We start from the raw sequence: 13,713 nt of genomic DNA, 5'->3' as shown, positions 1-13,713 counted from the left end.
TGTAAGTATTCGTTCAAAATTTCCCTTTATGTCTATGCGCCTTATCCATTAGAATAGAAATTATAGATAGAGAGGTGTTAAAATGCTTTCGCATCGATTGCTTATTCACGATACAATTATTAAATTATTGCCTCACATTAATACAGAACAGAATCTGCTTTTCTATAGTTATTTAACTCAACGTAAGGATAAGGCCCAATATATTTGTCAATTTTTTAATAGCCAACTTACAGCCGTATTAGCTTATTTTAGCGAACTATCCTTTCCTGCATTTTCTTTCTTCCGAGTTGAAGATCGTGATATCTTTTTTCCAGAACTAATTGCTTTTACAAGAGAAACTATCAAACTTGACGAAAGTGCTGTATGTGGCACGATACTCTGTCAACGGGACCTTGAACTTTTTCAATCCTTCGGTCTCATCAAAGGAATTCCTCAACGTTTTTTAACTATGAAACATCAGGATGAATCGAAACTCCTTGAATCTAACATTGCAAAAAAGATAAATGAAAATGATTATTCTAAGGTAATTGATTTTTTACATACTGGGGAAATGAGGTTTTTCACAAGGAGTGAGTTAGAGAATTATCCTTTTCTTGGAATTAAGGAAGGGGAAGATTTCATAGCTGTAGGAGGCTACCATTTTTATGACCCTCAGCTAGTAGAGCTTGGGAACATTGTTACCAGGTTAGATTACAGAGGAAGAGGATTAGCTAAACGCCTAACAAGTGAATTGACACACCTCGGTAAAAAAAATTCACCAGATGTCTATCTGGGCGTATTAGCAAATAACTTGCCTGCTGTTCACTTATATGAAGGCTTGGGTTACCAAACAACAATGGAACTTTTTATTGTCAATTTTACTTTATCTAAGACAAAAATTTAGTCCCATTTAAAGTCGCTATTTTAGCGGCTTTTTTGTTTTATCGATATAAGCATTTAAAGGATGGGCTTCGTTTGCCGTATGTCAGCGTTTTCTTTTATCGCCGTATGTAAAAACATTTAATCTATAATATGCTAATTGTGGTCTGGATTCAGTATAGCCTGTTCTAAAAAAACGAATGAATACTTAATATCATCTCAATATAGTTCGTAAACAACTGTGAACAATACGTTAATTCGTTGACAATGAGTGTTATATTTATTAAAATTCGAAAGGGGCATCAGGGTAAAGCAGATATGAGTATCCTTATCATTGGTTTAGAATCTTAGCTTTTTAATCCTAATGACGAATATAGGAGCGATAATATTACAATCCTATTACGATGATTAGGATTTTTTTTTGTTTTTAGCTTTGGTGAATAATTTGAAAGTTGGAGGCTGGCTTTAATCATGGACAATTGGTTCAAACTAAAAGAAAGAGGCACGACTGTATCAACAGAGATCATCGCAGGGATTACGACATTTTTCACGATGGTATACATAGTGATTGTAAACCCAGGAATACTCAGCAGTACGGGGATGGACTTTAACGGCGTATTCATTGCTACGGTGTTGGCAAGTATTGTGGCGACGCTGATTATGGGAATCGGGTCCAATTATCCGATTGTCATAGCGCCTGGTATGGGTCTGAATGCATTCTTTGCCTATAGTGTAGTTGCTGGATATGGTGTATCTTGGCAGGTTGCACTAGGAGCGGTATTTATAGCAGGGCTTTTGTTTATTATTTTATCGCTTACTTCATTTCGTTACATGCTGCTTGATGCCATTCCTGCGAGCCTTAAGCACGCGATAACAGCAGGGATCGGATTGTTTATTACAACGGTAGGCCTGCAAAATGCCGGGATTATTGCCGATTCAGAATCAAATTTGATTACGATCGGGAACTTGGCAGAGCCTATGACTTACCTGACCATTATCGGTTTGATTATCACTGTGGTGCTTATGTCTTACAATGTAAAAGGTTATCTGTTCATCGGAATGGTGGTAACAGCGATACTTGCCTGGATTATGGGACTATTTCAAATGCCGGAATCGATTGTATCCATGCCGCAAGGCCTCACAACAACGGCCTTCCAACTGGATTTGGCAGGCGTTTTCTCTAATGGCTTGTATACCATCATATTTACTTTCCTGTTGATCACACTGTTTGATACGACGGGGACGATGCTCGGAGTTGCTGAACAAGCGGGACTTCTGAAGGAAGGTAAATTTCCCCGCTCACGCGGCGCCCTATTGGCTGATGCCGTAGGGACTACCACTGGAGCTTTGCTCGGAACGAGCCCAACATCGGCTTATATCGAGTCCAGCACAGGGGTGGCTGCAGGAGGAAGAACAGGACTGACGGCGGTAACGGTAAGTGTACTGCTTGGTCTTACTTTGTTCTTTACACCTATCGTAAGTGTGATATCAGGTATCCCGGCGATCACTTCTCCGGCATTGATTATTGTTGGTTACTTTATGATTAGCGTAATCAGCAAAATCAATTGGAAGGATCTCGAAGAAACATTTCCTGCTTTCCTGATAATCATACTTACTCCGTTGACGCACAGTATTGCGACAGGCATCGGCGTAGGCTTCATTTTCTATCCGGTACTCAAGCTGCTTCGCGGAAAGGGCAAGGATGTTCATCCGATATTCTACATTTTTGCGGTATTATTCTTCATTCAGCTTGTATTCCTGGATCACTGAGAGAAACGCTTTAATAAAAAGGAGAACTGCTTGTATACAGCAGTTCTCCTTTTTTACATCACATTTAGACTCAACGTAATCTATTCATGCCATTTACGGGTAGCACATCATTTCGGGGAATGAACAAACGGGATCCGTAAAACGAACAGTGATGAAGAAATGGGCATCACGACAGAAAATGTTCCCGCGACCTGTTACCCAACAGGATATGCGATAGGCTCCTCTTGGAACACGGAATTGTTGCTCGGGCCAGGAGTAAACATCTGCCCGCCCCTTGAATTCTGGGCTTTTGGCAAACCGGCCAATCACGGCCATCGACGAAATCGATTCCGGCTGCAGCGGGAGAATGGCGTTTTCGTTTTTCAGAAGCACAATGCTTTCGGCTGCCGCTTTACGTTACGTGTTGATCAAAGCCATCGGTAAGGTCCATCACCATATCAGCTTCGACCAACTGCCTCAATTGTGATGGATTAACACTAAACACGTCGGGAAGATCGTTCTATGCTATAGCCAAATTCAATTTGGTATCGTACTCATCGTTGACCCAGTCAGTTTTGACATCAATATTAAACTTCTCTTAGTATCGCCTAATCCCACATTGTTTGTAACACCGTCACCTTTTGGATATTTCGCAGAAGTGTATTCAGATGTTACGGTGTGAATTGGTTTTTGTTCCCGCCTCGTTGGTACCAGAGTGCTTGAAATGCTATGGAGTATTTATTTTGTAGACGCTCCATTTCATCGTATAACTATTCATATCACTATACCAGTATATAGGGGTTAACCATGCCTTTTAAGGGCTATGAGGCGCGAAATAGAGGTGTTAAAATCGATGTTTTACATCGAGGTTTATTGTGTTAATCTGTATTTGTTGATTCGAATCTAACATTTCTGGACACTGAACTTCATGAACAATTAGAACGAGAATAATGGAGGCAGCTTTAACCATTGAATAACACGGGATTCCCATCTATCTTTTTGAGGATACTCATCTCACACCTGAACTTCATTCGCCGTACGTTACTGGAGTGCAGCCAACGGAATAATGATCACAGCAAGGCAGAAAAGTGTATATTCCACTGCACAGTTCAGCTAACAACATAGTTAGCGTTTTATTTAAAGGAATGGAATTTCACCATATCCTTAGAAAGGCAGTTTTACTACTTTCATTGGAGAAGGAGAGAACTCAAACCGAAGAGTGATATTGGCTTCGTTAGCATCAGTAACATTTTTAACATTTTTTAAAGATCAAAAAGAAGGTGTCAACTGTAATGAAAAATCGAATAAATTACCGTTTTGCGAACGAAAGTATTCCCAAGCTAATTTTTTGGTTAGCTACTCCTGCCGTCATAGCTCAGTTGATCAATGCCATGTATAGTGTAGTTGATCGGATGTTCCTCGGCAGAATGGAAGAGAGTGGAACGCTAGCCTTATCGGCTATAGGTGTGTCTTTTCCGATAATTATGTTGATTTCAGCTTTTGCAGCTCTATTTGGAACCGGTGGAGCTCCTCTAGCTTCTATAAAAATGGGCGAAGGAGAACATAAAAAAGCGGAAGAATTACTAGGTAGTTGTTTTTCTATGCTACTAATGGCATCTATAATAATAACAACTGTGTTTCTTCTCTTTAAGTCACCATTCTTAACACTATTTGGTGCAAGCCATGAAACATTGCCGTTCGCCAATGATTTTCTAGACATTTACCTTTTTGGTACATTGGGAGTACTCATTTCTCTGGGATTGAATCCATTTATTGCAGCACAAGGATATGCTAAAACAGCCATGCTCACAGTATGTGTTGGTGCGGTTGTGAACATCATCCTCGACGCCATTTTTATTTTTGGGATGAATTTGGGCATTAAGGGTGCAGCTTGGGCTACTGTTATTGCACAATTTATTTCGGCGATTTGGGTTTTAGGCTTTTTAACGTCCAAACGTGCCTTTTTGCGCTTACGCTTATCCAATATGCGCATCAACCTTAAACAAGCGACAAGCGTTCTTATGTTGGGGCTTTCTCCATTCATTATGCTGTCGACGGAAAGTTTAATTCAAATTGTATTTAACACGTCTCTCGCTAGATATGGTGGTGATATGTATGTTGCGGCTATGGGGATTTTGGGAACACTGATGCAAATATTTGGGCTGATGCTGTCCAGTTTTGCACAGGGCGCACAACCAATCATTAGCTATAACTACGGAGCTCGCGATTTTTCACGAGTGAAATCCACAATTTTATATTGTAGTATTATTTGCGCTACTATAGGCTTGTTGATGTGGGGCATAGCCATTTTTATACCGCAGCTACCCATTAACATGTTTACCAATGATCTAGAGCTTATTGTTTTGACGGCTAGACTAATGAAAATATTTTTCTTGGGAACGTGTATTTATGGTATTCAATTAGCCTTTCAACAGGTCTTTATTGCTTTGGGACAAGCTAGAGTTTCTATATTCATCGCGATTTTGCGAAAAATTATTCTGCTTATTCCATTAGTACTCTTGCTCCCTAATTTTATTAGTCCGAAAACTGATGCAGTTATTATTGCTGAGCCCATTGCAGATTTATGTGCTGCACTTACTTGCTGTGTTTTATTTGGAGTTACCATCAAAAAGCTTTTAAAAGATAAATCGACTAAATCTTGAATATGTTGACTGATCCAGAAGAAAGGAGTCAATAAATAAAGATTGAAGAGCGATCGAGCTGATGCTCCTTAACCTGCACTGGAGAAAATGATATGTAAATATGCAGTTGTAGTGATCCTTTATCAAGGATCACTAAAGAACATCCTTGACTTAACAATAGAAAAAAATACATTTTTTGTTGCATGGTAATATGGAGTATATATTCGGATAAAGAGATGTGACTATTTGAATTGTACCGAGCTAATTGAGTCATACAAAAGCGAAGACATGACGGCTTTGGGTGGCTCAACGCGCGCGAGTGGCTCGATTTGGTAGGTATGCATTTTGTCCATCACCTGCGCCAAAAGGACGAACTGGTACAAAAGCTTGTGTTTTAAATTAATCTGAATGTGAAGGGGTGTACGTATGAAGAATTTAGGTTCTATGAATGTTGATGTGATTACCTTGTTTGTGGAGGATTTGCAAAGGGCGTGGGCGTTCTATCAAGAAGTATTTGGTGTTTACGCCGTATATGAAGACGATGTGTCTACGGTATTCAACTTTGGAAATATGAGCATTAACCTCCTGAATATTTCCGAGGCGTACGGTCTGATCCATCCTGGAACAGTCGCAAGCCGAGAATCCGGATCTCGTTTCCAGTTTACCATTCGGGTGGATGATGTAGATGCAGTATGTAAGGAATTAAATATACGAGGCGTTGCTCTACTTCATGGTCCAGTGGACCGTCCGTGGGGTGTGCGCACTGCTACCTTCACAGATCCGGCAGGACATGTCTGGGAGATTGCGCAGCAATTGTCATAGATATTAAGTTTGCGCATTGAACTAACGAGAAACGCTAGTTGAATCCATAGTCTAAAAACTCCCATTAGAAGCAAACTAGAATTAATTGTTTTAGTTGCTGCCGAATTGGAGAGGTCGAGAGGTTAAACATTGAGGATCTGAACTGGGAGAACTGCTCTGCCATTGTAAACGGGAAGGGTTCAAAGCAAAGAGAAGTTTACTTCACCACGGAGTGTAAAGTAGAGAGAGAAATACACCAGAGACTCTTATTATTTATGCAAGAAAATGAAAAATCAGGGGATTGACTTAATAGACTGTAGTTCAGGCGGTGTAATAACTGTCCCAAATAAAGGATAGGAGAGATATCAATGAAGGCTGTACAAATTTCTCGTATTCCAAAACACTATATGCCCAATTCCCTCGTTTCACTGTGTCCCTCATCTTCCTTTTTGCGACAAATATACACAAAAACAGGAGGGAGGCTGAAGGGCTCAAATTGAATATACTCAATATCGAATAGCTCAGCCAACCGTTTCTTCATATGAAGTGAGTGCTGGTATAACACTAACATGCCTCCAGGTCGGAGCGCTGTATTGATCTGCGACAGGAGGTTTTGTCTCATTTCTCTGGAAAAATTAAAAAACGGTAGTCCGCAAATGATGCAATCCAACTGATGAACATGTTCTTGATTGATTCTTTTCAATAAATAGGACGCATTCGAATGGAACATGAATTCAGGATATTTTTTCTTCAGATTACTTCTCATTTTTGGGTCTCTCTCAAATAAAAACACGGTTGCAGATTTCGGTAAGTGTGCTCTCATGAGACGTGTGATGGCACCTGTACCTGGACCCAGCTCTGCAACGGTTCTAACTTCATCCCATCGTACAGACTGGACGATTTTATTGGCCAGAAATTTTGAACTGGGCAGGACACTTCCTACTCGTTTGGGGTTCTTCAGAAATCCTTGCAGGAAAAGAAGAGGTTCGGATGTTTTCAATGCTGTATCCTCCATTGTTGAATTCATTGATGTTTCACTGGATGTTGGAAGGCAAGCTTAACTGGAACGTAAATACGTTATGAGTATGTTGAAGTGTCAAGGTACCTTGATGTAACTCCGCAATATTTCTTGCAATCGATAGACCCAGACCAGACCCCGATTGAATGCCTTCGCTGCTCCTTGAGTAATCAACCTTATAAAAGCGATCAAACAGTTTGTTTTTTTGCTCTATTGTGAGCGGCGTCCCTTTATTTTCGACTTCAATGGTAATGTGTTCATGACGCATGTTCATTCGAATGTGAATCGTACCAGGCTTAAAAGAATACTTTAGGGCGTTTATGAGAAGATTATCGATGGCCCGAGCAATCTTATCACTATCCACGCAGGCCATGATTGGGGCATCACCAATCTCTTTCTCGATGTGAATACCATTCTCCTGAGCTAAAGGTTCAAATTCAAACAACAACTGGTCCAGAAGTTGATATAGATCAATCTTTTTCAGATCCAATTGGGTGTCCACTGAGGTTAGACGCGTGTATTCAAATAAATCATCGAGCAACTTCTTCAAATGCGTTGCTTTGTTATAGGTATTCTGAATAAACCGGTCATACTCTGCTTTGTCTTGAAAGGAATCTGTTCTAAGAAGCTCAATATAGCCGATTATGCTAGTAAGCGGTGTGCGCAGGTCATGTGAGATGCCCGTGATCATGTCCATCTTGGATTTCTCCAGCTCGCGCTCCTTGAACATCTGCAGTTGCAACTGTTCAGTCATGTGATTAATGTTGGAAGCGACTCGCCCCAGTTCATCTTGCCGAACTACAGGCACCCGGTAGTCCAGATTACCTTCAGATATGAATTGAAGCCCCTGCTCTAAGTGAATGATATCTTTAACCATTCGACGTGTTAATAACAGAAAGGTTATGATAAAAATCACTATAAAAATCGGTGTAATTACATACGGAAGCGAATTACGGAACCAGGCCTGTTCCCAAGCTTTAAAAACATCTATAGAAAGGAAAATGAGCATATTATTAAAGCCAGCTGCAGCAATAGTGCTCAAAATAATTCGGATCAAAATGTTGATCTGAATTTTTTTCTTTCGATTTCGATGTGATGGGTTAGATAAATCAGTCAATTTTATAGCCCACTCCCCACACCGTTTTAATATACTGAGGTTCTCGTGGATTCACTTCCAGTTTCTCTCGTAGATTACGAATATGGACCATCACCGTATTATCCGAATATCCAAAAGGCTCTTTCCATACGGTTTCGTAAATCTTCTCGGAGCTAAATACTTGTCCGGGATGGCTGGCAAGCAACACCAGAATGGAAAACTCCAGTGGAGTTAGTGGAATGTCATTCTCTTTTAACTTCACAGAATGTTTACTTGTATCAATGACAAGGTCCTTGATCAGGATAAGTGAATTGAATTCGGCTTTGCCAATCAGTGTTTGACGTCGTAACTGAGCTTTAACGCGAGCCAGCAATTCTAGCGGATTAAACGGTTTGACCATGTAATCGTCAGCCCCGGTAGTCAGGCCCGTGATTTTATCAATGTCTTCTTCCTTGGCGGATAACATAATAATGGGAGTGGTTGATACTTCTCTTATTTTGAAGCAGGCTTTAATTCCGTCCATGATGGGCATCATGACATCCAGTATTACGAGTTGGACCGATGTTGTTTTGATAATATTTAGCGCTTCCTCACCATTGGCTGCTTCAATGACCTGATATCCTTCGTTACGTAAATAGACATGAATGACATCTCGGATATCGGGTTCATCATCAACAACGAGAACGGTACTCATGATTCAACACTCCTTTTATGACCTGTTTTAAATAAAATTTTAAATCCTTATAAAGAGGATACCATCAGTGTGAACTATAGCCCAGAATGTTTAAATTGTTTCCTTTTTGCGACAGACATAAACGAACGCAGGGGGGATATTCAAAGGCACCAATTCTATTTTTTCGATGATAAAGTGTTCGGATAATGTTTTTTTCATTTGAAGTGAATATTGAAAGGCGATGAATAACCCCCCAGGTTTGAGTGCCTTATGGATCTGGTCTACCAAAGTATTTCTCAATTCAGACTCAAAGTTGAAGAAAGGCAACCCGCTAAATACACAGTCCAGTTGCTCAACACCTTCTTGCTTCATGGATTCCACTAATCGAGAGGCATCTGGATAACAGGGGAATGTTGGGTATTCAGTTTTCAGATTATTCCTCATCGTCTCGTTCATCTCAAACAATAACACTTTGGTCCAATCTTTTGCCTGTTGATGAATATAACGAGTGATGGCACCTGTACCCGAACCGAGTTCGGCGACTGCTTTTACTTCTAGCCAAGGCGCTTGGTTCACCATTTTGTTGGCGAGAAACCGGGAACTGGGTATGATGCTGCCAACATGTTTAGGGCTTTGAAGAAAGCTTTTCAGAAATAAAATAGGTTCATTGGAATTCATTTTTGTGGTTCCTCCATATATGTGATGGTATGTTATCAAAACCAGTAGACATGTAATAAATGAAGCGTAGATAGAATGGACCGCCGAAGTAGGTTCCCGCTAGAATACAGAAGTATGTGATCCATGAATTGATAACACCCGTGTGGCTCAAAATGGCACCGCTGATCATCGTGATCTCATTCGGAATTGGAATTCCGAATGGCCCTAACGAGAAGGCAAAATAAAAAATCAGATTTCCATACTGATGAAGTAACTCTAAGATTGTATTACTGATCATTGTTTTGCCTCCTCTCGTGTCGATACAGAAATCATAATGAAAAAAACTAAGGAATTAATGAGCATATTTCTGAAGAAAATCTAAAGAATACATAAGCAAAGCCAAATAACTACGTTCAAGACAAAAAGCCTTACCAACTTACTTGCAAGACTTGATAAAGTGGATATATTCTGGAGCGGTGATCAAGTGGCACAGTCAAAATAATAATGTTGTTCGTGTGATTTAATGTTAACGTACCACCTTGCAGCTTAATCATATTTCTGGATATATGAAGGCCCATTGCAGTAACTTGAGAGGGATTTTCTAGATATCTTTTTTAATATAGACAGCGCGCTCAATCACCATTAAAATTATAATAAAGAAAATATTTCCATAATAAGGAGGGGACATGGTGGAACTTTTTTACGAAATCGAAGGGAATGGAGTCCCGATTGTCATGATTCACTCGGGAGGTGTCGACTCAAGGGTGTGGAGGTATATGGTGCCTGAACTGGCAAAATCATTCAAGATCATTACCTTCGATGGTCGAGGAACCGGCCGCTCTCCTGCTATACAAGAACCGAATTCACTCGTGGAGGATTTGCGCAAACTTCTCGAACATCTTGGACTAGATCGTGTCACACTTGTTGGCCATTCTATCGGTGGGCAAGTCGCGACTGATTTTACGTTATCATATCCTTCCATGGTTGAGCGGCTAGTGGTGATTGCCCCTTCATTAACGGGATTTGCATATTCGCAAGAATTCACCACATATATTGCATCGGTGAATGCGGCCGCTCCCGATATTTCAAAACTTGTGGAGTTGTCTTTAGCCGGACCCATCTATCGGGTTACGATGGCTAGCCCCCATCGGAGTTTTCTGAGTGAAATGCATGCTCACTACATGGCAAGGGTATTTACCGAGTGGAGAAGCTTTGAGATCCTTTGGCCAGAGCCGCCTTCGATTGAACGTTTAGAGAAAATTGCAGCAAGTACGTTATTTATACAAGGAACAATAGAATGGCCGGATATGTATAAGATCGCCGAGCACTTCAAGCGTGTACCTGCGATTAGGTTTGCCGAAATCAAAGGGGCCGATCATATGCTTGTCCTTACTCATGCGGAAAAACTAGCAAATAACATTCGACAGTTTTGTCACAGGTGAGAACCGGTACGAGAATACACCTTTGAAAGTCGCTATTTAAGTGGCTTTTTTGTTTTATCGGAACAAGTTCGTGTCCCGATTACCGGAGAACGTGAAGAGTTTAGTAGGGAGGAACAAAAGCTGTAAATTAAAAATACGTATCATTCTTGTTAAATGAATAGTATTTCCATTGAAAAATTGCTGCACTTGATCCATAATTTACAAGTTTGCTAGAAACTTTTTCCTAAACCAAGCGTCTAATAGTATGACTTTTTGAGAGGATAACAATTACTTGGGAGCAGAAGGAGCCAAAGACAAAGCATGAATATGAAGAAGAAATTGTCCATTTTTACCGCTTTAGCCGTTTTTCAAGCATTTGCAGTCGGTTCTGTGAATGCGCAATCAGCACCGCAAGATGACACAGCTTCAGTAAACACAGCAAAAGTAGAATCGGTTGAGGTGCTGAAGAAAGAGCAGCCGATTGCAGAGAGTGAAGTGAAAACGGGTAGCAGTAACGCATCCAGCAGTACTCCGTCCACTAAAGTAAAAGAAAGCGGAACTTTGACAGACACTGAGGCAACACCTAAAACAGATATCGAGAAACCCGCCATAGATGGGGGAGAGACGACAACAAACAAAACGAGTACGGGGTCTACTACGATTCAGGAAGGATCCACTGAGGATGTTGAAACGCCAGCTACGCCTGCTCAAATAGAGCAACCATCCATTGATGGAAATTCTGCCGTAGCAGCAGGCGGCAATCTGACGTTGTACATGAATAGCAACAAAATGGAGCAGGATGGGAAAACGTATCTTGCTGGCCAGCCAATGACTGTAAAGAACGGCGTATCCTATGTTGCGATCCGTGCACTGGTGGACCGTGTGGGATACGGGGTCAAATACGATAACAAAACCAAGGAAACCATCATCATCAGTGGTGATAATGAGCTCCGATTCAAAACCAACAGCACGGTCTATACCGTAAATGGAGAGTCCAGAACGATGAAAGGCCCTGCTTATCAGCAAAAAAATACGTTCATGGTGCCTTTAACTTCCATTACTCAAGCTCTGAACATCACCTATAAAGTGAATCAGTCTGCTAAAACGGTTGTGTTGAATCTGAATACTAAACCCATTGCAAGCTTTGTGATTTCCCAAAAGGAAATTTTTGCGGGCGATAAGGTGGACTATGTGACTTCTTCCAGTTCTCCAAATGGTCTGGATATCCTAGACGAACGCTGGACAGGTCGTCAGGAATCGTTTGATCAAGCGGGTACATATACGATTTCATATCAAGTACAGGATTCCAACGGTCAATGGAGCGATCCCTATTCGATGACGATTCAAGTTTTGAGTCCTAATCTTCCTCCTGTAGCCATGTTCACCACAGACAAGGAACAATATAAAATGGGTGAAAAAATAATATACATTGATCAAAGTACAGATGATGAAAACAGTATTGATAAAACGGTATGGGAAAACAATTCGCTGGCCTTCTTTGAACCCGGTCCCAAAACGGTGACACTCACTGTTACTGACAATCACGGCGCGACGAACACGTACTCCAAAGTTATAACCATAACCAATGAGACATTATATTCATTTTCCGATTTCAATTTACTCTTCACGCCGGTAGGACAGAAATTTACCTTTAACGGTGGCGAAGTAACTTCCATGGAAAAATTGCCTTATACCTACACGGATGAACCAAGTCTGCTGATCCGCAGTAACAGTCCTGAAACGGTTAATACGGAAGGCATCGTGTACAAAGAATCATCTTCGGGGCAGACCCGGTTCATGATTCACCACGTGAACAATACAGGAAAAAGAGTGAAAATGTATGTTATTGCAACCAATAACAACCCAAATCCGGTAGTATTCGAACAACAAAATATGGGCTTTGCTGGGCCTACACCGTATGCTACCGTAGCTGGGAAATTGTCGATTGATAAATGGTTCAAATCGATTCAGACCGGAGCCGATCAGAAGAAAGAGGTTATTCAACCTGGAGAAAGCAAACTGATTTTGACCGAACTAAATAAAACTCCGATGAAAGAAGGACAAGTGATCTCACTCTATTCGGATGCTTATAGTGATTATTCCCTGGACTATAACGTTATCCTGGTCGAAGAAAATAAAGATCCGTTCGAGGCTTTACCAATGCTGCCTGTGCTTGATCGTGACGGTGTGCACAACCGTGGAACGTACCCGAATGCGACTCGTATCATAACGTATGATCAGCAAGTGGGAGCCAAACCAGCTCGTCTGCCACTGGGTGATAACGCAAGCGATCCCAATCTGGTTGGAACAGATCCAATGGCTTACACAGACGCATCCAACGCGGGTAATTTTGGCGTATTGTACAAAATCACGTTGAGCAATGTGGCTCCACGTACGTTAATCTCATTTAACCCTCGTGGAGGGAAGTACTCAGGAGTTGCTCTAGTGAACAATCAGGTTGTATCCATTGCCGAAGGTAACGTTGCTGTTAGCAATTCAAGTGAACAAAGCGTTCTTTACCGCACAGGGGCATATGGAGAGAGCGTAACGATTCTTTTCTCTGCCGCGCCAGGAAGCAACCTGCCGGTCAATCTGCTATTTACACCGCTTCCATCGGAGAAGTGATGAAGTTGTCTCTCATAAGCTAGAGCGGGAACGAATGGTTTGGCTGGCGTATTAACTATCTAAAGAAGGGACTCCGTAAGGAGTCTTTTCTTATAACGGGGCAATATGAGGATATACGGAATGGAAGCCGCTTAAAAAGCCATATTTAAAACCGCTTATTTCTACTGAGGAGG

At 41.1% G+C, this 13,713-nt stretch carries 11 protein-coding genes; 6 read left to right on the top strand and 5 right to left on the bottom strand.

Annotation, left to right across the window (positions count from 1 at the left end; genetic code table 11):
• Nucleotides 1–82 precede the first annotated feature (82 nt).
• The 4 genes from ACDJ58_RS15495 to ACDJ58_RS15480 all read left to right on the top strand — a co-directional run bounded on the left by ACDJ58_RS15495 (nt 83) and on the right by ACDJ58_RS15480 (nt 6,071).
• On the top strand, nt 83–883 hold the full coding sequence (locus ACDJ58_RS15495) for a GNAT family N-acetyltransferase (protein WP_413371766.1): 801 nt from the start codon (nt 83–85) through the stop codon (nt 881–883).
• Between the two features lie 446 nt (nt 884–1,329).
• On the top strand, nt 1,330–2,628 hold the full coding sequence (locus ACDJ58_RS15490) for an NCS2 family permease (RefSeq protein WP_413379394.1): 1,299 nt from the start codon (nt 1,330–1,332) through the stop codon (nt 2,626–2,628).
• Nucleotides 2,629–3,899: 1,271 nt separating this feature from the next.
• Nucleotides 3,900–5,270: an MATE family efflux transporter gene (locus ACDJ58_RS15485; RefSeq protein WP_413379392.1), complete on the top strand. Its 1,371-nt coding sequence runs from the start codon at nt 3,900–3,902 to the stop codon at nt 5,268–5,270.
• A 405-nt stretch (nt 5,271–5,675) separates the two neighbouring features.
• Nucleotides 5,676–6,071, top strand: coding sequence for a VOC family protein (locus tag ACDJ58_RS15480; RefSeq protein ID WP_413379390.1), 396 nt, complete (start codon nt 5,676–5,678; stop codon nt 6,069–6,071).
• Between the two features lie 382 nt (nt 6,072–6,453).
• On the opposite strand, the gene ACDJ58_RS15475 is transcribed toward ACDJ58_RS15480, so the two are convergent.
• From ACDJ58_RS15475 to ACDJ58_RS15455, 5 genes are all read right to left on the bottom strand, one after another.
• Complete coding sequence (locus ACDJ58_RS15475; RefSeq protein ID WP_413379682.1) at nt 6,454–7,065, bottom strand: class I SAM-dependent methyltransferase; 612 nt, start codon at nt 7,063–7,065, stop codon at nt 6,454–6,456.
• A 19-nt stretch (nt 7,066–7,084) separates the two neighbouring features.
• A complete protein-coding gene (locus ACDJ58_RS15470) occupies nt 7,085–8,185 on the bottom strand; it encodes a sensor histidine kinase (RefSeq protein ID WP_413379388.1) in 1,101 nt (366 codons plus the stop codon).
• Complete coding sequence (locus ACDJ58_RS15465) at nt 8,178–8,858, bottom strand: response regulator (protein WP_413379386.1); 681 nt, start codon at nt 8,856–8,858, stop codon at nt 8,178–8,180. The genes ACDJ58_RS15470 and ACDJ58_RS15465 overlap by 8 nt, the downstream gene beginning before the upstream one ends.
• Before the next feature lie 90 nt (nt 8,859–8,948).
• Complete coding sequence (locus ACDJ58_RS15460; RefSeq protein ID WP_413379384.1) at nt 8,949–9,515, bottom strand: class I SAM-dependent methyltransferase; 567 nt, start codon at nt 9,513–9,515, stop codon at nt 8,949–8,951.
• Nucleotides 9,502–9,792, bottom strand: a complete 291-nt coding sequence (locus ACDJ58_RS15455) for a hypothetical protein (protein ID WP_413379382.1) — start codon at nt 9,790–9,792, stop codon at nt 9,502–9,504. Before ACDJ58_RS15455 ends, ACDJ58_RS15460 begins: the two co-directional genes overlap by 14 nt.
• 388 nt (nt 9,793–10,180) lie before the next feature.
• Here ACDJ58_RS15455 and ACDJ58_RS15450 point away from each other — a divergent pair, with 388 nt between their 5' ends.
• Together ACDJ58_RS15450 and ACDJ58_RS15445 are read left to right on the top strand one after the other, a co-directional pair.
• Entirely contained in the window at nt 10,181–10,936 is a 756-nt protein-coding gene (locus ACDJ58_RS15450; RefSeq protein ID WP_413379380.1) for an alpha/beta fold hydrolase, read from the top strand.
• A gap of 300 nt (nt 10,937–11,236) precedes the next feature.
• Entirely contained in the window at nt 11,237–13,540 is a 2,304-nt protein-coding gene (locus ACDJ58_RS15445) for a copper amine oxidase N-terminal domain-containing protein (RefSeq protein ID WP_413379378.1), read from the top strand.
• Nucleotides 13,541–13,713: the final 173 nt, after the last annotated feature.

Source organism: Paenibacillus taichungensis, assembly GCF_047302525.1.
In the GTDB taxonomy this organism is placed as follows: domain Bacteria; phylum Bacillota; class Bacilli; order Paenibacillales; family Paenibacillaceae; genus Paenibacillus; species Paenibacillus taichungensis_B.
This window is presented reverse-complemented; position numbering and strand designations above follow the sequence as displayed.

Excerpts from the sequence above, each read along its gene's own strand:
- ACDJ58_RS15495 (WP_413371766.1), top strand. The coding sequence starts at position 83 with ATGCTTTCGCATCGATTGCTTATTCACGATACAATTATTAAATTATTG.
- ACDJ58_RS15490 (WP_413379394.1), top strand. The coding sequence starts at position 1,330 with ATGGACAATTGGTTCAAACTAAAAGAAAGAGGCACGACTGTATCAACA.
- ACDJ58_RS15485 (WP_413379392.1), top strand. The coding sequence starts at position 3,900 with ATGAAAAATCGAATAAATTACCGTTTTGCGAACGAAAGTATTCCCAAG.
- ACDJ58_RS15480 (WP_413379390.1), top strand. The coding sequence starts at position 5,676 with ATGAAGAATTTAGGTTCTATGAATGTTGATGTGATTACCTTGTTTGTG.
- ACDJ58_RS15475 (WP_413379682.1), bottom strand. The coding sequence starts at position 7,065 with ATGGAGGATACAGCATTGAAAACATCCGAACCTCTTCTTTTCCTGCAA.
- ACDJ58_RS15465 (WP_413379386.1), bottom strand. The coding sequence starts at position 8,858 with ATGAGTACCGTTCTCGTTGTTGATGATGAACCCGATATCCGAGATGTC.
- ACDJ58_RS15460 (WP_413379384.1), bottom strand. The coding sequence starts at position 9,515 with ATGAATTCCAATGAACCTATTTTATTTCTGAAAAGCTTTCTTCAAAGC.
- ACDJ58_RS15455 (WP_413379382.1), bottom strand. The coding sequence starts at position 9,792 with ATGATCAGTAATACAATCTTAGAGTTACTTCATCAGTATGGAAATCTG.
- ACDJ58_RS15450 (WP_413379380.1), top strand. The coding sequence starts at position 10,181 with ATGGTGGAACTTTTTTACGAAATCGAAGGGAATGGAGTCCCGATTGTC.
- ACDJ58_RS15445 (WP_413379378.1), top strand. The coding sequence starts at position 11,237 with ATGAATATGAAGAAGAAATTGTCCATTTTTACCGCTTTAGCCGTTTTT.